Below are 22,112 nucleotides of genomic sequence, written 5' to 3' on the forward strand. Positions count from 1 at the left end.
TGAGGACGGCCCGTCCCGTCCGTACGCCACTCCGCCCCCGTCCGCCGCGCCGCCGGGGAGGCGTGCTCACTCCTCCAGCGTCAAGCCCTCGCGCAGCCGCACCAGCGTGCGGGACAGCAGCCGCGAGACATGCATCTGGGAGATGCCGAGGTCCTCGCCGATCTCCGACTGGGTCATCCCGGCGACGAAGCGCAGCGACAGGATCTTCCGGTCGCGGGGCGGGAGCCCGGCGATCAGCGGCTTCAACGACTCGACGTACTCGATGCCTTCCAGTCCGTGGTCCTCGTAGCCGATGCGGTCGGCGAGGGCGCCCTCCGCGTCGTCCTCATCCGCCTGGGCGTCCAGCGAGGCCGCGGTGTACGCGTTCGAGGCGGCCATGCCCTCGACGACCTCCTCGTGGGAGATCCCCAGGCGCTCCGCCAGCTCGGCCGCGGTGGGGGCGCGGTCGAGCTTCTGGGCCAGTTCGTCGCCGGCCTTGGCCAGGTCGATCCGCAGCTCCTGGAGCCGGCGCGGGACGCGCACGGACCAGGACGTGTCACGGAAGAACCGCTTGATCTCGCCCACGATGGTTGGCATCGCGAAGGTGGGGAACTCCACACCACGGCTGAGTTCGAACCGGTCGATCGCCTTGATCAGGCCGATCGTGCCGACCTGGATGATGTCCTCCATGGGCTCGCTGCGTGAGCGGAAGCGGGAGGCCGCGAATTTGACCAGCGCGAGGTTCAGTTCGACGAGGGTGTTGCGCACGTACGAGTACGCGTACGTGCCTTCCTCCAGCGATGCCAATCGCTCGAAGAGGGTCTTGGACAGGGCCCGCGCGTCGACGGGTCCCACCTCGTCGTACGGGGGGATCTCCGGGAGACCGGCGAGGGCGTCACGGGGATCGCCGCTCCGCTCGACGGGAAGCAGTTCTTCCGGAGGGGGTGTCGACGACGCCCTGTGGGTATGCGGAGCGTCGAGCCGGGATGACATGATGTCCTCCATCGTTCTCGGCATACGGCTGCCGAAGCCAATGCGTGCACTACGGTGTGCGGCGCCTCCAAGCCGGCCGTGTCGGGTGTGTTCCTCTAGCCCTACCCGCTTTACTTGACCGATCGCAAGTGCGGTTTGTTAGGTTATGTCTGTTTGTGGGTGATTGTTCGGCTGTTGGAGTGCGTATCGAAGGCGTAGTGTTCGAGGGCGTCAGCTAGCAGTCACGACCTCGGGAGAGACACGGCATGGACCGCGGGACGGTCGGCAGCGCACAGTCTGGCCGGCTCATGGTGGAAATTCGGCAAGAGGGCTCCAGCGCCGTCGTGACCCCGGCCGGTGAGTTGGATCACCACACGGCCGATCTGTTGCGTGAGCCACTGGAGGACTGCCTCGCCAAGGGGCTGAGCCGCCTTGTCGTGGACTGCTCACGGCTGGAGTTCTGTGACTCCACGGGGCTCAACGTCCTTCTCGGCGCCCGCCTGAAGGCGGAGGCCGCGGGGGGCGGAGTGCACCTGGCGGGCATGCTGCCCGTGGTGGCCCGGGTCTTCGAGATCACCGGCGCTGACGCCGTCTTCACCGTGCACGACACGGTCGAGGCGGCCCTCGCGGACGGCGACGGCTGACTCCGGGGCCCGCCCCTCGGCCCATCCTGCGGCCAGGCGCGACCGGCACTCGGGCGCGTCGCGGTACACACAGGAGTGGACAGGGCGGTCACCTACGGGCGAACGAGGGGTGTTCCGCCGGATCCGTCGGGCAGGAGACACCTGAACATGTCGGTGGCACAGCACGATGAGGGGGCGGGATGCGCAGACCGACGGTGCGACGGCCCCCGGCCGTGTGTACCGGCTCCGGCACCGCCGGGATGCCGTGCACCCGCAGAATCCCTCATCGTGTGAGCGATGAACCGCACGAACTGAACTCTGAATTGAACCCTGAACTGGTGAATCGGTGAGGTGAAGCGCTGATGAGCACCACCCGGCCTTGTCCGCCGGGCGACCGCGGCCCGGAGCCCAGCGGCGCTTCCGGAGCGTCGGCGGGTCGTCAGGTCCGCAGGCTGAGCTTCGACGGCGAGAGCGGGGTCGTACCCCTCGCCCGCGACTTCGCCCGTCAGGCGTTGTACGCGTGGGGCTGGCTGCCCGCGGCGGGCGCCGACCAGCGGGCCGCCGCCGAGGACGTGCTGCTCGTCGTCTCCGAACTGGTCACCAACGCCTGCCTGCACGCCGAGGGCCCGGACCAGCTCCAGCTCGGCTGCGACAACAAGGTGATCCGCGTCGAGGTCTCCGACCGCGGCACGGGCCAGCCCGCCCCCCGCACCCCGCACCGCGCCGGACGCCCCGGCGGCCACGGCATGTTCATCGTGCAGCGTCTCTGCCTGGACTGGGGAGTCGTACGGACCCCGGGTGTCGCGGGCAAGACGGTCTGGGCGGAACTGGGCGCCCCGGCGTGAGCCGCGGCGCCCCGCCCGCCGGGGTGACGCCGCCGCCCCGCGTGCGGGGAGCGGCGCCGACGCCCTGACGGCACGGTGGCCGTGCCGTCCGTGCCTGAGAGTGCCGCACCTGTGGCGTGCCACGCCTGAGCGGCCCTGCTCTGAGCGTGCGGTGCTTGAGAGTGCCGCGCCTGTGGAGTGCCGCGCCTGAGCGGCCCTGCGTGTACGTGCCCTGCTCTGAGCGTGCGGTGCTTGAGAGTGCCGCGCCTGTGGAGTGCCGCGTCTGGGCGGCCCAGCGTGAGCTGCCGTGCCTGTGGAGCACCGGGCCTGAGCGCGCGGTGTCGGGGCCTGCTGCGGCCGTCCTTGGGGCGTCGGGACCGGACCCCTCCAGGCCACCCGCCCCCGCACGCCGGATCGTCGCAACTCCGGCGTGCGCCTCCCCTTCCTTCCTCACGGCCCCGGGCGTACCTTGACGGCCCTATCTGATGCACCGTCAGGAAACGGTGCCTCCGACGACCTGTCAGGAATGAGGGGACCGTGTCGTACCGGAAGCCAACCGCCGTGCTCGCGACCGCCGCGGCCCTGGCCGGACCGGTGGTGTGGATGGCCGTCACCGCGGCCAGTGCCCAGGTCGTCGACGTGAACTACGCCTGCAAGACGCCCGTCGGCGACAAGAGTGCCGTCTCGCCCATCGACATCAAGGGGGTCGAGAGCGGCGGCACCTACAAGATCACCATGTCCTGGCAGAAGGGCGTCTCCTCCAGCCCCGTCGAACTCGGCAAGGGCGCGATGACCCCCAGCGCGACCATCAGGCTCGGCGGCGCCGACAACGGCACCCTGAACGTCAGCGGCCCCGCCAACCAGCAGGCCGTCCCCGCCGACACACCCATCAAGATCAACGACCTGAGCGGTACGTACACCCCGAGGAACACCGGCAAGGTCACCTTCACCGCCGGTGTCCTCACCATCAAGGCGCTCGGTACGACCACCACCTGCACCCCCACCAAGAGCCCCCCGCCGTCGCTCACCCTCGACGTGAAGGCCGAGGACGGCGGGACACAGGCCGGCGGCGGCACCCGGAACGACAGCGGCTCCGGCACCCTCCCGCGGACCGGCCCCGAGGACTCCGCGATCGCCCTCGCCACCCTCGGCGGCACGGTCCTCCTGGCCGGCGCGGCGGGCACCCTGTGGCTGACCCGGCGGAACCAGACGCGCTGACCTCACCCTCGGGAGCCGCCGATGCCGTACGCCACCGCCTGTGCCCTGCTGCTGACCCTGCCCGTCCTGCCGCTCCCGCCGGCCGCCGCTCCCGTCGAGGCCGGCTGGTCCGCCGCTCCCCTCGGCCGGGACAGGCCGTCCTTCTACGCGGAGGGCGCGCCCGGCGCGGTGCTCCGGGACACCCTCGCCGTCACCAACCGGGGCAGCCGGGCGCTCACCGTCCGGCTGCGTGCCACCGGCCTGCCGATCACCCTCGCCGGGACCACCCTGCGTGTTCCCGCCCGCACCCGCGCCGAGGTGCCCTTCACCCTGGCCGTCCCGCCGGGCGCGGCTCCCGGCGACCGCCCCGCCACGATCGTCGTACGCGCCGCGGACGGCAGGGCGGCGTCGGTAGGGCTGATGCTGCGGGTCGGCGGTCCCCGGCTGGCGGCGCTGACCGTCGAGCACGTGGCCGTACGGGCCGGACGGATCACGTACGAGCTGGTCAACCGCGGTACGACGGTCCTCGCGCCCCGGCTCGCCGTGCGCGCGGACGGCGTCCTCGGCACCGTCCTCGACCGCGCCCCGCGCAAATTGCCCGTCCGCCTGCCGCCGGGCGGCCGCCTCAAGCTCGACGAGCCCTGGCCCGACCGCCCCGCCCTGGACGCGGTGACCGTCCGGCTGACGGTGACCGCGTCCGGCGGGGCGCGGGCCACGGGCACGGCGTCGGCCCGGTTCGTGCCCTGGCGCACGGCGGCCGGAACGACGGCCGGCGCGCTCCTGCTCGCCGCGCCCCCCGTGGCCCTACGCCGGCGAAGGCGCCGCACGGCGGCCGAACCCCCGCACCCGGAGGTGGAGTCGACGTGAGCGCCAAGGTGCGGATTCCGGTGCTGTCCCTAGTGCTGGCGCTGCTGGCGCTGCCCTGGGCGGGGACGGCCTCGGCGGCCGGGACGCCCACCGTGAAGCTGTCCGCGTCGCAGGCGGGGACCGGCGGGTCCCTCACCGTGAGCGGCAGCGGATGGCGGCCCCGGGCGCTGCTGATGCTGCTGGTCTGCGGGCAGGCCGAGCCGTCTAGGGGCGTCATCGGCGGCACCAACTCCTGCGCCAACGCCGACGGCCGGGCCGTCACCACCGACGCCGACGGCCGTTTCAGCCGCGCGCTGCCGGTGGCCGAACCGCCCGTGCCGTGCCCCTGCGTGGTGCACGTGGCCACCGCGACCGGGGCGAAGGCGCAGGCCGACGCGGTGTTCCAGGTGGCCGGGCACGCCGTCGAACCGCTGCCCGCCGAAACGGTGGGCGGTCGGCTGTCGGTCGTGACCGGCACCGTGCTGAAGGGCTCGGACGGGGTGCTCACCTGGTTCGGTGCGCCCCCCACCCGCACGCTGGTCTTCACCGTCGGCAACGTCGGAACCGCGTCCGTGAAGGACCCGGTCTTCCACGTCGGCACCGCCCATGGCGTGTTCGCCGCCCAGTGGGACGAACGCCAGTGGCGCGGCACCGTCGCCCCCGGGCAGAGGGCCCGCGTCGAACTCCCCGTGGAACTCGCCGGCGGCGCCCACGGCGACTACACCGTGTCCCTCAGGTACGGCGGCAAGGTCCTCGCCGAGGAGCCGTGGGGCGTGGACCGCCCCTGGGGCGTGACCCTGTTCTGGATCCTGCTCTGCCTGGTGGTGCCGGCGGCGGTGTTCCGCGTAGGCATGGCGGTGGTGGACCGCGTCCGGCCACGACCGGCCGACGGCCGGCGGAGGACGCCCGGCGGTCACCGGAGTCCGGCCGTCGCGCGCCGGCACCGGGAGCCGCGCCCGACCGTCCGCCTGCCCCGCCCGCCCTGGCGCGGGCCCGCCCCCGACGAGGCACCACCACCGGCCTCGCCCCCAGCTCCGACCCTGCCGTGGTTCACCCCGGACTCCGGTCCGGACCGGGCGGGCCGGCTCTCCGCACCGCACGACGACCGTCCGAGGAGTCCCACGACTCCGGCGACTTCGAAGACTCCCGGCAGGAAGGGAATGACGTGAGCGAGCGTGAGAGAGCCGTCCCCCGAGGGCGCAGGAGGGCGGCGGCCGCCGCGGCCGTACTGGCGGGCGGGGCCGCCGTCCTGCTCGGCCCGGCCGCCCCGCAGGCGCGGGCCGCGGAGGTGTCCTACGCCACCCGCTGCGTCCCGCCCGCCGGCGTCGGCCTGCCCGAGGTCAACGGCACCACCAAGGTCCAGATCACCGCGCCCGCGACGGCGAAGGTCGGCGACACCGTCGACATCACCTGGAGGTTCACCCAGGCCGCCTCGAAGAACCCCGACATCATCGATCTGCCCGCCGACTCGGTCCAGCCGTCCGGCACGCTCGAGGCGGCCGGCGCACAGGCCGTGAACATCGCGCTGCGGGGGCCGCGGGAGAACCCGGCCATCCCCAAGGGCGGGGCGATGGTGCTGTCCGCGATGAAGGGAACCCTGAAGCTGACGGCGGCGGGGCAGGTGACGCTGACCCCGGACGCCTACGTCGTCAACGCGATGTCGACCGACACCAGGTGCGCGCCGACGGAGCCGGTGCGGCCGGCCGCGACCATCACGGTGACGGCCGGGGACTCCTCCAGCGGCTCGCCCAACCCCTCGCAGTCCCCGCCACCGTCGTCGTCACCACCACCGTCCTCGACGCCGCCGACCACCCCGCCCGCCTCACCTCCGCCGTCCCCGTCGTCCTCCGGGGACGGCGGGCAGAGCGACTTCACGGGCAAGGTCGTCGACGTCCCCTACACCTGCGCCTCGCCCATCGGTGAGAAGAAGGCCACCTCCCCCGTGCAGATCAACGCGAGGAAGAACGGCGGCGGCTACGACCTCACCGCGCAGTTCAAGAAGTCGGTGATGAACAGCCCGGTCGACATCCCCGCCGACTCGGTCAGGCCGTCGATGCGGATCGTCCTCGGCGGCGCGGACCAGGGCTCGGTGAAGGTGACCGGGCCGACGAACAAGGAGGCCGTCAAGTCGGGCGCGCCGATCGAGATCCCCGACCTGACCGGCACCTACAAGCCCGGCGCGACCGGTACCACCACGCTGGCGCCGGGAGTCCTCACCATCGAGGCCCTCGGCACGACCACCACCTGCACCCCCGACACGTCGGCGGTCTCCCTCACCCTGGACACCGCCGAACAGGCGAGCGGCGCCTCCGGCGGCAACGGATCCGCCTCGTCCTCGTCCGGCGGCGCTGCGTCGAGCGGCGGCGGCCTCGCCGAGACGGGTGCCGGCGACCACGCCGCCCTGAAGGCGCTCGGTCTCCTCGCCGGCACGGCGGTGTTGCTGGGCGGCGCGGTGTTCACGTACCTGCCGGGGCGCCGGCGGACCCGCTGACCGCGGAGGGCCGCCGCGACCGGAGTCGTGGCGGCCCTCGGGGAACCGCGGGGGAGGGGACGTCAGCGGACGTCGCCCATGAGTTCCTTGACGCGCTTGCGGTACATCCACACCGCGACACCGGCGACCACGGCGAGGCCGGCCTCCATGGCGACGATGCCCGTCTTGTTCAGGTCGACGCCCGCGATGGAGAGCAGGCCGGTCGTGGCGTCACCGGCGGTGACGGCCAGGAACCAGACACCCATCATCTGTGAGGCGTACTTCGCGGGCGCCATCTTCGTGGTGACCGACAGGCCGACCGGCGAGAGCAGCAGTTCACCGACGGTCTGCACGAAGTAGATCGCCACCAGCCACATCGCGGCCGCCTTGTGACCGCCGTCGGCGATCGACAGGGGGGCGAGGAAGAGGAAGAAGGACGCGCCGACCAGGACCAGACCCGAGGCGAACTTCACGATCGTGCTCGGCTCCTTGCCGCGCTTGTTCAGCGCGAGCCAGAACCAGGCGAAGACCGGGGCCAGGGCCATGATCAGGACCGGGTTGACCGACTGGTACCAGGAGACCGGGAACTCCCAGCCGAGGACGGTGTTGTCGGCGGAGGAGTCGGCGAAGATCGACAGGGTCGAACCGCCCTGGTCGTAGATCATCCAGAACACGGCCGCGGCCACGAAGAACCAGATGTACGCGGACATCTTCGACTGCTCGGGGCGGTCGAGGTCCCTGTCCCGCTTGATGTTGACCAGCACCATCACCGGGATGATCACACCGAGCAGGGTCAGCGGGACCAGGATCCAGTTCAGCGTGTAGTGGCCGGAGAAGCCGACGATCGCGTACGCCACGACGGCGATGCCGGCCCAGATCGCGGCCTTGCGCAGGGTGCTGGACTTCTCCTCGGCGGACAGCGGCTTGGGCACCACGCTGGAGCGGTCGGCCAGGTGGCGGCTGCCGAGCAGGAACTGGGCCAGGCCCAGCGCCATGCCGAGGGCGGCCAGCGCGAAGCCGAAGTGCCAGTTCACGTTCTCGCCGATGGTGCCGATGATCAGCGGCGCGGCGAAGGCGCCGAGGTTGATGCCCATGTAGAAGACGGTGAAGCCGCCGTCGCGGCGCGGGTCGTCCGGACCGTCGTAGAGGTGGCCGACCATCGTGGAGATGTTGGCCTTCAGCAGGCCGGAGCCGATCGCGACCAGGCCGAGGCCGGCGTAGAAGGTCCCGGAGGCCGGCAGGGCAAGGGTGAGGTGACCGAGCATGATCACGGCACCGGCCACGGCGACGGTCTTGCGCGGACCCCAGACGCGGTCGCCGAACCAGCCGCCGGGCATGGCCAGCAGGTACACCAGCGACACGTACACGGAGTAGATCGCGGTCGCGGTGCCCGCGTTCAGGTGCAGGCCGCCCGGTGCCACGAGGTACAGCGGGAGGAGAGCCCTCATGCCGTAGTAGGAGAACCTCTCCCACATCTCGGTCATGAAGAGAGTGGCCAGTCCGCGGGGGTGGCCGAAGAAGGTCTTCCCGGTTCCGGGGGTACCCGGACGGACCGGATCCTTCGTCAGGCTGGACGCCATGGTCGTTCCTTGCTGGTCGGGACGCGCGGTGGAGCGTGTGCGCCCGGTTGGGGCGGCCGGCACCGGCTTGATCGACCCGTCCACCCACGCCCACGGGGGAGCCGCTCCGGGTCACGGAACGGCGGACGGCGACCACCGGGATCCACGCCCCGCAAGTGGGGGCCCGGCCACAGGTCATTCCTTTCGAAGGCCGACGGAGAGCCGGCCCGCACACAAAAGAGACCCTCGGCGTCAAGTCGAGCGCCAAAGGTCCCCGGTGCTACAGGCGTGCTTTCACCATACGACAGGACAGAACAGGATATGGAAGGACTTGAGGCGCAGATCACAGGCCGAGGAGGAACCGGGGAGCGGTTTCCAAGGTCCATACCAGGATGTCATCCCGCCACCCCAGGTCCGCACCACGCTCCACGGGGTCGCCGCGGGCGGCTTGTCCGGCATGTCCCCGAGTAAGAGGCAGGGCCCGGCATCACACCACTGGCCCCGTCTCACGCGGACTACCATCGCCTCATGACCCGTGTACTGCTCGCCGAGGACGATGCGTCCATTTCGGAGCCGCTGGCCCGCGCACTGCGCCGGGAAGGGTACGAGGTCGAGGTGCGTGAGGACGGACCCGCCGCGCTCGACGCCGGAATGCAGGGCGGCATCGACCTGGTCGTGCTGGACCTCGGGCTTCCCGGCATGGACGGCCTGGAAGTGGCCCGCCGGCTGCGCGCCGACGGCCACGCCATCCCCATCCTGATCCTCACCGCGCGTGCCGACGAGGTCGACACCGTCGTCGGACTGGACGCGGGCGCCGACGACTACGTCACCAAGCCGTTCCGGCTCGCCGAACTCCTCGCGCGCGTCCGGGCCCTGCTGCGGCGCGGCTCCGCCGAACCCCAGCAGCCGCCCGCCACGCACGGCGTCCGCATCGACGTCGAGTCGCACCGCGCCTGGATGGGCGAGGAGGAGCTACAGCTCACGGCCAAGGAGTTCGACCTCCTTCGGGTCCTCGTGCGCGACGCCGGCCGGGTCGTCACCCGCGACCAACTGATGCGGGAGGTCTGGGACACGACCTGGTGGTCGTCGACCAAGACGCTGGACATGCACATCTCGTGGCTGAGGAAGAAACTCGGCGACGACGCGGCGAACCCCCGCTACATCGCCACCGTGCGGGGCGTGGGCTTCCGCTTCGAGAAGAGCTAGCCGCCGAGAGGTCAGCCGGCGAGGAGCCGAGCGGCGCAGGACCGCGACTGCCGCGGGTCACCGCCGTTCGGGCTTGGGCCGCCGGGCGGCTGCGGCCGTGGGGGCTGGTCGCGCCCCGCGGCGGGCCGCGTGTGGGCGCGACCCCGCGCCCCTGGCTGAGCCGCCCGCACCCGTCCAGTGAAGTCACCGTCCGGAGGGCCCTGTGCGTCGCCGTCTGATCCAGTCCACGCTGGCCGTCGTCCTCGTCGTCATCGCCGTGTTCGGGGTGTCCCTCGTCATCGTCGAGACGCGCACGATCAGCAACAGCGCGCAGGAACGCGTGGAGCTGGAGGCGGCCCGGCTCGCCAGCATCGTGGACAGCCGGCTCGCCGGCGCCGGGGCGGTCGACGCCCAGCTGCTGCGGGGCCAGCTCACCCACGAGCGGTACGCCGTGATCCGGATGCCCGGCAAGCCGGTCATCGCCGTCGGCAGCCGCCCCTCGGGCGATGTCATCCGGGGGAAGGCCGAGGGCGAGGAGGGCGAGACCATCGTCGTCGAGGAGCCCCGTTCCTCCGTGACCCGCGAGGTGGGGCGCACGCTGCTCATCATCGGCCTGGTGGCGCTGCTCGCGGTGGTCGCCGCGGTGCTCCTGGCCATCCGCCAGGCCAACCGGCTCTCCTCCCCGCTCACCGACCTCGCGGAGACCGCCGAACGCCTGGGCTCCGGCGACCCCCGCCCCCGCCACAAGCGGTACGGCGTCCCGGAGCTGGACCGGGTCGCCGATGTGCTGGACGCCTCCGCCGAGCGCATCGCCCGCATGCTCACGGCGGAACGCCGGCTCGCGGCCGACGCCTCCCACCAGCTCCGCACCCCGCTCACCGCGCTGTCCATGCGCCTGGAGGAGATCACCCTCACCGACGATCCGGACACCGTGAAGGAGGAGGCCACGATCGCGCTGACGCAGGTGGAACGCCTCACCGACGTCGTCCAGCGCCTGCTGACCAATTCCCGAGACCCGCGCACCGGCTCCGCCGTCACCTTCGACCTCGACGAGGTGATCCAGCAGCAGCTCGCCGAGTGGCGCCCGGCCTACCGCGGTGTGGGCCGCGCGATCGTCAGCTCCGGCAAGCGGCATCTCCAGGCGGTGGGCACGCCGGGCGCGGTGGCGCAGGTGCTGGCGGCCCTGATCGAGAACTCGCTCATGCACGGGGGCGGCACGGTCGCCCTGCGCACCCGGGTCACCGGCAACCAGGCGGTCATCGAGGTCACCGACGAGGGCCCCGGCGTCCCCGCGGACCTCGGCGCCCGCATCTTCGAGCGCACGATCAGTGGCCGCAACTCCACGGGGATCGGCCTCGCGGTGGCCCGGGACCTCGCCGAGGCCGACGGCGGCCGCCTGGAGATGCTCCAGACCAAGCCGCCGGTCTTCGGCCTGTTCCTGTCCCGAACGGCCCCGGAGAAGAAGCCGTCCTCGGAGGCGGAACCCACGGTGAGATAGTCCACCGACCCGTCCGGCGACGCGGGAGACGACCCTTCAGGCCGACAGCGCGGACGCTGGGGCGCAGTCCCAGGTCCGCGACGGGACGGGGCGGCGGCGGTGAACACCCTGCGGCCTGCCGGGAGGGCGGAAGACACCCCGCTGCGGGACACGCACCTGCCGGGAGGGCGGGTGACACCCCGCTGCGGGAAACGCCCCCTCAGCCGACCCGCTGCTTGGGCGCGGCCCCGCTCGAGCTCGGCCGAGACTCTCCCACCACGGCCCCCCGCAGGGGCATCGCCTTGAACACCCACGTCCGGTACGACCAGAACCGGAACAACGTGGCGACCCCGATCCCGAGGAACTTGAACACGTTGCTCTGCAACGGAGAGTCCCACCCGAACCCGTACGTCGCCAGGAACAGCAACCCGTTCTCGATGACCAGACCCACCGCGCTGAACAGCAGGAACAGCGACATCTCCTTCGTACGTCCGCCCTTGTCCCGGTCCCGGTAGGTGAAGTACCGGAACCCGACGTAGTTGAAGGCGATGGCGACGACCGTGGCGATGACACTCGCGCGCACCACCGGGAGATCCGTGACGTGCCGCACGAAGTTGAACACACCGAGGTTGACCAGCAGCCCCGCCCCGCCCACGGCGCCGAACTTGGCCAGCTCACGGGCGAGTCTGCGCAGCCGTCCTTCCCCCGAGGAACCATGTGCCATGGTCGTACAGGCCCCCGTCCGGGTGTCGGTTTCGTCAACCCAGCCATGCTAACCACCCTCCCGGTGGGTTTCCTGTGCTGCCGCCTCACCGGTGCGGAACGGGTCGGCAGGTAGCCGGGAAACCGCCGGTACGAGGCCGGAAAGGGCCGGGGCGGAGGCGCGGAACCGGCCAGTGCGATGTGCCGGATACCCTAGGGGCGTGACGTTCCCGGTAGTCGGCATGGTCGGCGGGGGTCAGCTCGCTCGTATGACACACGAGGCGGGCATCCCGTTGGGCATCAGGTTCAAGCTCCTCAGTGACACTCCCCAGGATTCCGCGGCCCAGGTGGTGAGCGATGTCGTCGTCGGCGACTACCGCGACCTGGACACGCTGCGCGAGTTCGCGCGGGGCTGTGACGTGATCACCTTCGATCACGAACACGTCCCCACCGAGCACCTCAGGGCTCTGGAAGCGGACGGCGTCCCCGTCCGCCCCGGCCCCGACGCGCTCGTGCACGCCCAGGACAAGGGGGTGATGCGCGCGAAGCTCGACGCGATCGGCATCCCCTGCCCGCGGCACCGCATCGTGGCCGACGTGGCGGACGTCTCCGCGTTCGCCGCGGAGGGCGACGGCTTCCCCGTCGTCCTCAAGACGGTCCGCGGCGGCTACGACGGCAAGGGCGTCTGGGTCGTCGGCAGCGAGGCGGAGGCCGCCGAGCCCTTCCGCGCGGGCGTGCCCGTCCTGGCGGAGGAGAAGGTCGACTACGTCCGCGAGCTGGCCGCCAACGTCGTACGCTCCCCGCACGGGCAGGCCGTCGCCTACCCGGTGGTGGAGTCCCAGCAGGTCAACGGCGTCTGCGACACGGTGATCGCCCCCGCCCCCGACCTCGACCGGGGCCTGGCCCTGAAGGCCGAGGAGATGGCGCTGACGATCGCCAAGGAGCTGGACGTCGTCGGCCACCTCGCCGTGGAGCTGTTCGAGACCCGCGACGGCCGGATCCTCGTCAACGAGCTGGCGATGCGCCCCCACAACTCGGGCCACTGGTCCATGGACGGCGCGATCACGTCGCAGTTCGCCAACCACGTCCGCGCGGTCCTCGACCTCCCCCTCGGCGACCCGCGCCCGCGCGCCCGGTGGACGGTCATGGTCAACGTCCTCGGCGGCGACTACCCGGACATGTACTCCGCGTACCTGCACTGCATGGCCCGCGACCCCCAGCTGAAGATCCACATGTACGGCAAGGACGTGAAGCCCGGCCGCAAGGTCGGTCACGTGAACACCTACGGCGACGACCTCGACGACGTGCTGGAGCGCGCCCGTCACGCTGCCGGCTACCTGAGAGGCACGATCACCGAATGAGCCCCGTTGTAGGCATCGTCATGGGGTCGGACTCCGACTGGCCCGTCATGGAGGCCGCCGCCCAGGCCCTCGGCGAGTTCGAGATCGCGTACGAGGTCGACGTCGTCTCCGCGCACCGCATGCCCCGTGAGATGGTCGCCTACGGCGAGCAGGCCGCGGACCGCGGGCTCAAGGTGATCATCGCGGGCGCGGGCGGAGCCGCCCACCTGCCCGGCATGCTGGCCTCCGTCACCCCGCTGCCCGTCATCGGCGTGCCCGTGCCGCTGAAGTACCTCGACGGCATGGACAGCCTGCTGTCCATCGTGCAGATGCCGGCCGGCGTCCCCGTCGCGACCGTCTCGGTCGGCGGCGCCCGCAACGCCGGCCTGCTGGCCGCCCGTATCCTCGCCGCGCACGACGAGGACCTCCTGGCGCGGATGCGAGACTTCCAGCAGGACCTCAACGACCAGGCCACCGAGAAGGGCAAGCGGCTGCGGGCGAAGGTCGAGGGCGCCGGCGGCGGCTTCGGATTCGGCCAGTGACGCCGATGACCTCCCTGGAGCAGGCCCGAGAGCTGCTGCGCGAACACCCGGTCGTCGACGGCCACAACGATCTGCCGTGGGCCCTGCGCGAGCAGGTCCGCTACGACCTCGACGCCCGTGACATCGCCACCGACCAGCACACCCACCTGCACACCGACATCCCGCGGCTGCGCGCCGGCGGCGTCGGCGCGCAGTTCTGGTCCGTGTACGTCCGCTCCGACCTGCCGGACGCGGTCCCGGCCACGCTGGAGCAGATCGACTGCGTGCGCCAGCTGATCGACCGGCACCCCGAGGCGCTCAGGGCCGCGCTGACCGCCGCCGACATGGAGGCGGCGCGCGCGGAGGGCCGTATCGCCTCGCTCATGGGCGCGGAGGGCGGCCACTCCATCGCCAACTCGCTGGGCACCCTGCGCGGCCTGTACGCCCTCGGCGTGCGGTACCTGACGCTCACCCACAACGACAACGTGGACTGGGCGGACTCCGCGACCGACGTGCCGAAGGCCGGCGGGCTGACGGCGTTCGGCCGCGAGGTCGTGCGGGAGATGAACCGTGAGGGCATGCTGGTCGACCTCTCGCACGTGGCGGCGACGACGATGCGCGACGCGCTGGACGTCTCCGCCGCCCCGGTGATCTTCTCCCACTCCTCCTCCCGTGCCGTCTGCGACCACCCGCGCAACATCCCGGACGACGTGCTGGAGCGGCTGCCCGCCAACGGCGGCGTCGCGATGGTGACGTTCGTGCCGAAGTTCGTGCTCCAGGCGGCGGTGGACTGGACGGCCGCGGCCGACGACAACATGCGTGCCCACGGCTTCCACCACCTGGCCACCACGGCCGAGGCGATGGCGGTCCACCGCGCCTTCGAGGAGGCCAACCCCCGCCCGGTCGCGACCGTGGCGACGGTCGCCGACCACCTCGACCACATGCGCGAGGTCGCCGGCATCGACCACCTGGGCATCGGCGGCGACTACGACGGCACCGCGTTCACCCCCGAGGGGCTGGACGACGTCTCCGGCTACCCGAGGCTCCTCGCGGAACTCCTCGACCGAGGCTGGTCCAAGCCCGACCTCGCCAAGCTCACCTGGCAGAACGCGGTGCGGGTCCTGGGCGCGGCGGAGGACGTCTCCCGCGACCTCCGGGCCGGCCGAGCCCCGTCCAACGAGACGATCGAGTCACTCGACGGCTGAGCCCACCTGAGCGGTACCGGCACGCGGGACGAGTGCGGGCCCCTGACGCCGGTACCGCACCGGCGGGGAAGGCGGCCGTCCAGGTCCGCCTGCCGGGGTCGGTGCGGAGCGTCCGCCGCGACGCGGACGCGGGGACTGCTCCTGCCACCCGGGCGTCCGGCCGCGGGGACGGCCCGTCGGATCACCCCTGCGACCGGGGAGCCGAGGCTCGTCACCACGGCCACGACCGGGAGCCCCCCGGGTGCCTACCGCACCGCCGGGGGCGAAGGCGTCCCCGCGTGATCGCGCCGGCCCCGTCCATGCGGAGACGTACCCCGAACGCGCCTTCCACCAGGAAGCGGCCCGCCCGCCGTGCGACGGTGACCGTACTGCTGATCGACGTACGGAGACCGCCATGGCCGACCTCCAGCACGGACTGCACACCACGCCGGAGGTCGGCGAGCTGCCGGACCCGTTCCCCCCGTTCCCCCCGTTCCCCCCGTTCGCCGACGTCCCCGACACCGAGGGCGTCGCACGGTCCCACCCGGACGCCGAGCCCCTCGACCGCGCCCGCGCCCTCCTGGCCGCCCACCCCGTCGTCGACGGCCACAACGACCTGCCCCGCGCCCTGCGCCGACTGCCCTTCTACGACCTCCAGCTCGGCGAGAACGCTGTCGGCACCGACCTGCCCCGGTTGCGCGAAGGCCGTGTCGGCGCCGTGTTCTGGTCACTGCACCCGCCGACGGGACACGCCACCGGCCGGGCCGTCACCGCCACCCTGGAACAGGTCGACCTCGTCCGCTCGGTGATCCGCGCCCATCCCGAGGGCCTGCGCCCGGCGCACAGCGCCGGTCAGGTCATCGACGCCCGCAACTGCGGCCGCGTCGCCGTCGTCCTCGGCCCGGCCCCGGCGACCGCCCTCGACGACTCCCTCGGCATCCTGCGCGTTCTGCACCTGCTCGGCCTGCGCGTCCTCACCCTCGCCGGCACCTCCTGGGCCGGCGAGGCGGGGCTCACCCGGTTCGGTGAGGAGGTGGTGCGCGAGATGAACCGGCTCGGCGTGCTCGCCGACCTCTCCGGAGCCTCCGACGCCACGATCGCCCGGACCCTCACCCTGTCCAGAACCCCGGTCCTGTGCACCCGCTCCGCCGCCCGCGCCCTGCGCCCCCACCCCGACAACCTGCCGGACGGACTCCTCGCGGCCCTCGGCGCGGCGGGCGGCCTCTGCATGGTGCCGCTGGCCGCCGAACAGACCGGTGCGACCCTCGCGGACGTCGCCGACCACCTCGACCACGTCCGTGAGGTCGCCGGACCCGGATGTGTCGGCCTGTCCGGCACCCACGACTCCGGCGCCGCCCACCCCCAGGACCTCGCCGACGCCGCCGGCTACCCGCGCCTCATCGCCGAACTCCTCCGCCGAGGCTGGCCGGAGACCGACATCGCCCAGCTGACCTGGGGAAACATGCAGCGCGTCCTGCGCACCGCGGACTTCACCGCCCAGACGGCACAGGAACGCCGAGAGCCCTCGACGGCGGCGATCACGGAACTGGACGGCTAGGGCCTGTCGATTGGATCATCCCGGCGTCGCGGGGTCCGGCACGTGCGTCTGCGGCGTTGTCGTCGGTTGCCGATGCTCCGCGTCGCCGCCCTCCTCCGCCTTGCAGCCGCACGCACCGGACCCTGCGACGGACGCAGAGGGCGACCGGGTGCCCGGACGGGCCGCCGACGTGACCCACAGGGGGTTCACACGTCACGCAGCGCCCCGTTGCGGCAGAATGCGGGGTGACGCCGGTTCGGCCGACTGAGCCTCGGCCGAACCGGCGTCACCCCCTGTGCCAGGGAGCCGGTCGGGAGGCCGCGTCTCAGGCGGTGGGGCGGCCCATCGCCCGGTACGTCCAGCCGGCCTTGCGCCACAGCACCGGGTCCAGCGCGTTGCGCCCGTCCAGGATCAGCCGAGCCGCCGCGACCTCGCCGAGCGCCGCCGGGTCCAGCTCCCGGAACTCCCGCCACTCCGTCAGATGCAGTACGACATCGGCGCCCCGGACGGCGTCCAGCGCCGAGTCGGCGTAGCCGAGCGTCGGGAAGACCCGGCGGGCGTTGTCCATGCCCTTCGGGTCGTAGACCGTCACCTGGCCGCCCTGGAGGTGGATCTGCCCGGCGACGTTCAGCGCCGGCGAGTCCCGCACGTCGTCCGAGTCCGGCTTGAAGGTGGCGCCGAGCACGGCGACCCGCCTGCCGAGGAACGGCCCCCCGCCCAGCGACTGCCGGGCCAGCTCCACCATCTGCCCGCGCTGCCGCATGTTGATCGAGTCGATCTCGCGCAGGAACGTCAGCGCCTGGTCCGCGCCCAGCTCACCCGCGCGGGCCATGAACGCCCGGATGTCCTTGGGCAGACACCCGCCGCCGAAGCCGATTCCGGCCCGCAGGAACTTCTTGCCGATCCGGTCGTCGTACCCGATGGCCTCCGCCAGCTTGGCCACGTCACCTCCGGCGGCCTCGCAGACCTCCGCCATCGCGTTGATGAAGGAGATCTTGGTGGCGAGGAAGGAGTTCGCCGAGGTCTTCACCAGCTCGGCCGTCGGGAAGTCGGTGACGACGAACGGCGAGCCCTCCCCGACCGGTCCCGCGTACACCTGCCGCAGCGTCCGCTCGGCCCGCTCGCTGCGCACCCCGACCACGATCCGGTCGGGGTGCAGGGTGTCCTGCACGGCGAAGCCCTCCCGCAGGAACTCCGGGTTCCAGGCCAGCTCCGCGTCCTCCCCGGCCGGCGCCAGCTCCGCGATCGTGCGGGCCAGCCGGTCCGCGGAGCCCACCGGCACCGTCGACTTGCCCACCACCAGCGCGGGCCGCTCCAGATGCGGGGCGAGCGAGGCGATCGCGGACTCGACGTACGACATGTCGCAGGCGTACTCACCGTGCTTCTGCGGGGTGTTCACGCACACGAAGTGGACGTCGCCGAACGCGCCGACCTCCGCCCAGTCCTGGGTGAAGCGCAGCCGCCCGCTGGAGCCCTCGAACCCGGCGACGTGCCGCCGCAGCAGCTCCTCCAGGCCCGGCTCGTACATCGGGGTCTCGCCCCGCTCCAGCATCTCGATCTTCTCGCGCACGATGTCGAGCGCCAGCACCTCGAAGCCCAGCTCGGCCATGGCCGCGGCATGCGTGGCACCGAGATAACCGGTGCCGATCACGGTGATCTTGAGGGCCATGCGTGCTCCTGGGCTGGGCTGGGCGGGGACCGGACGCGCGCAACGAGCATAGTCGGGGCGTACCCGGGCCCCTCACCGGGCAGTTCACCGGTGTCGTCCCCTGTCACCAAGCTCACGTATCCCTCCCGTGGGCAGGCCTCTAAAATTCGAGTTACTTAACGGTAATTAGCGAGATCACACCCAGCGTTCTTGGAGCGTGAGAGACCTTGGCCGGATCGGCTGACTTCGACCTGTACCGCCCGTCCGAGGAGCACGACATGCTCCGGGACGCCATCCGCTCACTGGCCGAGGCGAAGATCGCGCCGTACGCCGCGGCGGTCGACGAGGAGGCCCGCTTCCCCCAGGAGGCCCTCGACGCGCTGGTCGCCAGCGACCTGCACGCGGTGCACGTCCCCGAGGAGTACGGCGGCACCGGTGCCGACGCGCTCGCCACGGTCATCGTCATCGAGGAGGTGGCCCGCGCCTGCGTGTCGTCCTCCCTGATCCCGGCCGTGAACAAGCTCGGCTCGCTCCCGGTGATCCTGTCCGGCTCCGAGGACCTGAAGAAGAAGTACCTGTCGCCGCTGGCCAAGGGCGACGCGATGTTCTCGTACTGCCTCTCCGAGCCCGACGCCGGCTCCGACGCGGCCGGCATGAAGACCCGTGCCGTGCGCGACGGCGACCACTGGGTCCTCAACGGCGTGAAGCGCTGGATCACCAACGCGGGCGTCTCCGAGTACTACACGGTCATGGCCGTCACCGACCCGGAGAAGCGGTCCAGGGGCATCTCGGCGTTCGTCGTGGAGAAGTCCGACCCGGGCGTCTCCTTCGGCGCCCCGGAGAAGAAGCTCGGCATCAAGGGCTCCCCGACCCGAGAGGTCTACTTCGACAACGTCCGCATCCCCGCCGACCGCATGATCGGCGAGGAGGGCACCGGCTTCGCCACCGCGATGAAGACGCTGGACCACACCCGCATCACCATCGCCGCCCAGGCCCTCGGTGTCGCCCAGGGCGCCTTCGACTACGCCAAGGGCTACGTCCAGGAGCGCAAGCAGTTCGGCAAGGCGATCGCCGACTTCCAGGGCATTCAGTTCATGCTCGCCGACATGGCCATGAAGATCGAGGCCGCCCGCCAGCTGACGTACGCCGCGGCGGCGAAGTCCGAGCGCCTGGACTCCGACCTCACCTTCCAGGGCGCGGCGGCCAAGTGCTTCGCCTCCGACGTCGCCATGGAGGTCACCACGGACGCGGTCCAGCTCCTCGGCGGCTACGGGTACACCCGCGACTACCCGGTCGAGCGGATGATGCGCGACGCGAAGATCACCCAGATCTACGAGGGCACCAACCAGGTCCAGCGCATCGTCATGGCGCGCAACCTGCCGTGACACCGTCCGCGTACGACGGTGGCCCCCCGCCCGCTCTCCGGGCGGGGGGCCACCGTCGTACGGCGGAACGCCTACCCGAACAGCGGCTGAAGTGCCTTCTCCAGGTCGGCCGCCGCACGGAAGTGGACGGCCGTCATGCCGAGGGCCGTGGCCGCCTCCACGTTCTCCAGGGTGTCGTCGACGAACAGACAACGGTCGGGGCGTACGCCCGCCCGTGCCGCGCCCAGTTCGAGGATGCGGCCGTCGGGCTTGGCGAGGCCGACGCGGGCACTGCTGACGACGTCGTCGGCCAGCTCGGTCAGCCCCATGGCCTCCAGGTCGCGCTCCAGGCCGAGCGTGGCGTTGGTGACGAGGACCAGCGGCACCCGGACCCGCGCCCGGCGCAGCAGCTCCAGCACGGTCTCGTCGGCCCGGAAGGGCGACTCCAGCAGGGCGGTGCCCAGCGCCCAGCCCGTCTCCTCGTCCACGAGCCCCGTCAGCCCGCTCGCGATGGACGCCACCCACTCCTGCTCGGTGATCCGCCCCAGCAGCAGCGGCCCGTCCACCTCAGGGGAGAACGCCACCTTCTTGGTGGTGCCCTCCGCGATTCCCGCGACCCGCTCCAGCGCCTCCAGGTGGGTGGAGTCGAAGGTCCGGATCACGTTGTCGACGTCACACAGGACCGCGTCGAAGGGCCGCGCGGCGGCGGGCCGGTCAGCCACCTGACACCGTGACCTTCTCGTCGTTCTTCAGCTCGTTCACCAGCTGCTTCACCTTCGTCCTGTCCCAGACGAGGTTGCCGTCCCTGGAGCCCGAGATCGGCATGTTCATCGACTTGCCGTCGCCGCCGTTGACGCCCTTCATCGCGAAGAACATCGATCCCAGGTCGTACAGGCCCATGTCCTTGTCGACGATCAGGGTGTCCAGACCGGCGCTCATGGTCGGGTACAGCTTGAACGGGTTGAGGACCGTGCCCGGCGTCGCCACCTGGTTGGCGAGGGCCGCGAGGAACTTCTGCTGGTTCTTCGTTCGGTCCAGGTCGGAACCGGCGAGCGCGTACCGGGTGCGGACGAAGGCGAGGGACTCCTCGCCGTTCAGCGTCTGCCTGCCCTTCTTGAGGTCCGCGCCGGACTTGGTGTCCTTGATGTCCTGCGGGATGTCGATCTCGACGCCGCCGACCGCGTCCACGATGTTCGCGAAGCCGGCGAAGCCGATCTCCACGTAGTGGTCGATGCGCAGCCCGGTGTTGAACTCGACCGTGCGCACGAGCAGCTCCGGGCCGTCCTCCGCGTACGCCGCGTTCAGCTTGGTGTGCCGGCCCGTCCCCTGGTAGCGCTTGCCGGACTCCGAGCCCACGAACGACGGGATCTCCACGTCCGAGTCGCGGGGCAGCGAGATGAGCGTGTCGCCGTTGGAGCCGGTGTGCAGGATCATCATCGAGTCCGTGCGCTTGCCGTCGGCGGAGCCGGTGTGCAGCTCCTTCTTCTCCTCGGCGGACATGCCCTCACGGCTGTCGGAGCCGACGATCAGGTAGTTGGTGCCCTCGCCCGCCTCGGGCCGGTCGATGACCTTCGACAGGTCGACCTCGCGCTTCAGCTTGGAGTCGGCCCAGAAGTACGTCCCGACGGTCGTCACGACCACCACGGTCGCGACGGTGATCGCGGTCCACTTGATCCGGCGCCGCCAGTTCGGCGCGGGGCGCGCGGACCGGGTGTCGCCGCCCGGCCCGTCGGATCCGCCGCCGTAGACCTGGCCCGTGCTGTAGCCGCTGTCGTAGCCGGTGTTCCGGGCGTTGGTGTAGTCGCCGCTGTCGCCGTATCCGCGGCCGTCGACGTACGACGGCTGCGGCGGGACGCCGGCGCCCTGCGGCGGGGCGGCCGGACCGCGGCGGACCCGGCGCATCACGCGCGCGCTCTCGGGCTGTGCGCTCGCGCTGCCGTGTCCGTACCCGGAGCCGCGGTTGTTGTCGGACCATCCCTCGGGCCAGTCATTCATGCGCCCCAGTGTGCAGGGCGGCGCCGGGTGCCATACAGGGGCGTCGGAGAATCAGCGCCCCGCTGTTGCCAACCTGACACAAAGTCCCGGCTTGTCCGCCTCGGCATAAGGTGGAGGACATGACAGACCAGGTCACCCCAGTGGACTCGGACACCTCGGACATCCCGGGTAAGCCCACGTCCGCGTCCCGCACCACGCTCAGCCACATCATGAGCCACAACGACACCAACCTGCTGGGCACGGTGCACGGCGGCGTGATCATGAAACTCGTCGACGACGCGGCGGGCGCGGTGGCCGGGCGGCACTCCGGCGGGCCCGCCGTCACCGCGTCCATGGACGAGATGGCGTTCCTGGAGCCGGTCCGCGTCGGTGACCTCGTCCATGTGAAGGCCCAGGTCAACTGGACCGGCCGGACGTCCATGGAGGTCGGCGTCCGGGTCCTCGCCGAACGCTGGAACGAGTCGGCGCCGCCCACCCAAGTGGGCTCGGCCTACCTCGTCTTCGCCGCCGTCGACGCCGACGGCAAGCCCCGCCGCGTGCCCCCGGTCCTGCCCGAGACCGAGCGCGACCGCCGCCGCTACCAGGAAGCCCAGATCCGCCGCACCCACCGCCTGTCCCGCCGCCGCGCCATCATGGAACTGCGGGAGCGACGCACGGCGGAGGGCTTCGACGACTGAGGCGGCGGCGCC

20 protein-coding genes are annotated in these 22,112 nt (G+C 71.8%); 14 read left to right on the forward strand and 6 right to left on the reverse strand.

The features are described 5' to 3' along the window. Positions 1-66 precede the first annotated feature (66 nt). Positions 67-984, reverse strand: coding sequence for an RNA polymerase sigma factor SigF (locus ACZ5Y0_RS13660; protein ID WP_469128818.1), 918 nt, complete (start codon positions 982-984; stop codon positions 67-69). A 233-nt stretch (positions 985-1,217) separates the two neighbouring features. Between ACZ5Y0_RS13660 and ACZ5Y0_RS13665 the strand changes: the two genes are divergently transcribed. From ACZ5Y0_RS13665 to ACZ5Y0_RS13690, 6 genes are all read left to right on the forward strand, one after another. Then, positions 1,218-1,595: an STAS domain-containing protein gene (locus ACZ5Y0_RS13665; protein WP_469128819.1), complete on the forward strand. Its 378-nt coding sequence runs from the start codon at positions 1,218-1,220 to the stop codon at positions 1,593-1,595. Positions 1,596-1,936: 341 nt separating this feature from the next. Beyond that, a complete protein-coding gene (locus ACZ5Y0_RS13670) occupies positions 1,937-2,419 on the forward strand; it encodes an ATP-binding protein (protein WP_469128820.1) in 483 nt (160 codons plus the stop codon). Positions 2,420-2,935: 516 nt separating this feature from the next. Further along, positions 2,936-3,616: an LPXTG cell wall anchor domain-containing protein gene (locus ACZ5Y0_RS13675; protein ID WP_469128821.1), complete on the forward strand. Its 681-nt coding sequence runs from the start codon at positions 2,936-2,938 to the stop codon at positions 3,614-3,616. A 21-nt stretch (positions 3,617-3,637) separates the two neighbouring features. Continuing rightward, positions 3,638-4,462, forward strand: coding sequence for a COG1470 family protein (locus tag ACZ5Y0_RS13680; RefSeq protein ID WP_469128822.1), 825 nt, complete (start codon positions 3,638-3,640; stop codon positions 4,460-4,462). After that, entirely contained in the window at positions 4,459-5,610 is a 1,152-nt protein-coding gene (locus ACZ5Y0_RS13685; RefSeq protein WP_469128823.1) for a hypothetical protein, read from the forward strand. Before ACZ5Y0_RS13680 ends, ACZ5Y0_RS13685 begins: the two co-directional genes overlap by 4 nt. 59 nt (positions 5,611-5,669) lie before the next feature. After that, a complete protein-coding gene (locus ACZ5Y0_RS13690) occupies positions 5,670-6,932 on the forward strand; it encodes a hypothetical protein (protein WP_469128889.1) in 1,263 nt (420 codons plus the stop codon). Positions 6,933-6,994: 62 nt separating this feature from the next. Here the strand turns inward: ACZ5Y0_RS13690 and ACZ5Y0_RS13695 are convergent, their stop codons facing one another. Continuing rightward, positions 6,995-8,491: an oligopeptide:H+ symporter gene (locus ACZ5Y0_RS13695; protein WP_469128824.1), complete on the reverse strand. Its 1,497-nt coding sequence runs from the start codon at positions 8,489-8,491 to the stop codon at positions 6,995-6,997. A gap of 507 nt (positions 8,492-8,998) precedes the next feature. Here ACZ5Y0_RS13695 and ACZ5Y0_RS13700 point away from each other — a divergent pair. Both ACZ5Y0_RS13700 and ACZ5Y0_RS13705 read left to right on the forward strand, forming a co-directional pair. Then, on the forward strand, positions 8,999-9,676 hold the full coding sequence (locus ACZ5Y0_RS13700; protein WP_469128825.1) for a response regulator transcription factor: 678 nt from the start codon (positions 8,999-9,001) through the stop codon (positions 9,674-9,676). Positions 9,677-9,878: 202 nt separating this feature from the next. After that, positions 9,879-11,153, forward strand: a complete 1,275-nt coding sequence (locus tag ACZ5Y0_RS13705) for an ATP-binding protein (protein ID WP_469128826.1) — start codon at positions 9,879-9,881, stop codon at positions 11,151-11,153. 199 nt (positions 11,154-11,352) lie between these two features. On the opposite strand, the gene ACZ5Y0_RS13710 is transcribed toward ACZ5Y0_RS13705, so the two are convergent. Then, positions 11,353-11,856: a GtrA family protein gene (locus ACZ5Y0_RS13710; protein WP_469128827.1), complete on the reverse strand. Its 504-nt coding sequence runs from the start codon at positions 11,854-11,856 to the stop codon at positions 11,353-11,355. Between the two features lie 199 nt (positions 11,857-12,055). On the opposite strand from ACZ5Y0_RS13710, the gene ACZ5Y0_RS13715 reads away from it, so the two are divergent. From ACZ5Y0_RS13715 to ACZ5Y0_RS13730, 4 genes are all read left to right on the forward strand, one after another. Continuing rightward, positions 12,056-13,195, forward strand: a complete 1,140-nt coding sequence (locus tag ACZ5Y0_RS13715) for a 5-(carboxyamino)imidazole ribonucleotide synthase (RefSeq protein ID WP_469128828.1) — start codon at positions 12,056-12,058, stop codon at positions 13,193-13,195. Beyond that, positions 13,192-13,716: a 5-(carboxyamino)imidazole ribonucleotide mutase gene (gene purE / locus ACZ5Y0_RS13720; protein WP_469128829.1), complete on the forward strand. Its 525-nt coding sequence runs from the start codon at positions 13,192-13,194 to the stop codon at positions 13,714-13,716. Before ACZ5Y0_RS13715 ends, purE begins: the two co-directional genes overlap by 4 nt. Positions 13,717-13,721: 5 nt before the next feature. Then, positions 13,722-14,900, forward strand: a complete 1,179-nt coding sequence (locus ACZ5Y0_RS13725) for a dipeptidase (protein WP_469128830.1) — start codon at positions 13,722-13,724, stop codon at positions 14,898-14,900. Between the two features lie 394 nt (positions 14,901-15,294). Continuing rightward, the gene (locus tag ACZ5Y0_RS13730) at positions 15,295-16,437 is read left to right on the forward strand and encodes a dipeptidase (protein WP_469128831.1); all 1,143 of its coding nucleotides are present in this window, start codon (positions 15,295-15,297) and stop codon (positions 16,435-16,437) included. A 304-nt stretch (positions 16,438-16,741) separates the two neighbouring features. Here the strand turns inward: ACZ5Y0_RS13730 and ACZ5Y0_RS13735 are convergent, their stop codons facing one another. Beyond that, positions 16,742-18,085: a UDP-glucose dehydrogenase family protein gene (locus ACZ5Y0_RS13735; protein ID WP_469128832.1), complete on the reverse strand. Its 1,344-nt coding sequence runs from the start codon at positions 18,083-18,085 to the stop codon at positions 16,742-16,744. A 206-nt stretch (positions 18,086-18,291) separates the two neighbouring features. Here ACZ5Y0_RS13735 and ACZ5Y0_RS13740 point away from each other — a divergent pair, with 206 nt between their 5' ends. Next, positions 18,292-19,449 carry an acyl-CoA dehydrogenase gene (locus ACZ5Y0_RS13740; protein ID WP_469128833.1) on the forward strand — a complete coding sequence of 386 codons (1,158 nt, stop codon included), beginning with the start codon at positions 18,292-18,294 and terminating at the stop codon, positions 19,447-19,449. 71 nt (positions 19,450-19,520) lie between these two features. Here ACZ5Y0_RS13740 and ACZ5Y0_RS13745 read toward each other — a convergent pair whose 3' ends face one another. Beyond that, on the reverse strand, positions 19,521-20,150 hold the full coding sequence (locus ACZ5Y0_RS13745; RefSeq protein ID WP_469128834.1) for an HAD-IA family hydrolase: 630 nt from the start codon (positions 20,148-20,150) through the stop codon (positions 19,521-19,523). Continuing rightward, complete coding sequence (locus ACZ5Y0_RS13750) at positions 20,143-21,423, reverse strand: LCP family protein (protein ID WP_469128835.1); 1,281 nt, start codon at positions 21,421-21,423, stop codon at positions 20,143-20,145. The genes ACZ5Y0_RS13745 and ACZ5Y0_RS13750 overlap by 8 nt, the downstream gene beginning before the upstream one ends. A gap of 119 nt (positions 21,424-21,542) precedes the next feature. Here ACZ5Y0_RS13750 and ACZ5Y0_RS13755 point away from each other — a divergent pair, with 119 nt between their 5' ends. Then, positions 21,543-22,100 carry an acyl-CoA thioesterase gene (locus tag ACZ5Y0_RS13755; protein WP_467511406.1) on the forward strand — a complete coding sequence of 186 codons (558 nt, stop codon included), beginning with the start codon at positions 21,543-21,545 and terminating at the stop codon, positions 22,098-22,100. Positions 22,101-22,112 lie beyond the last annotated feature (12 nt).

The sequence above is a fragment of the Streptomyces sp. NPDC033216 genome, from assembly GCF_055577115.1.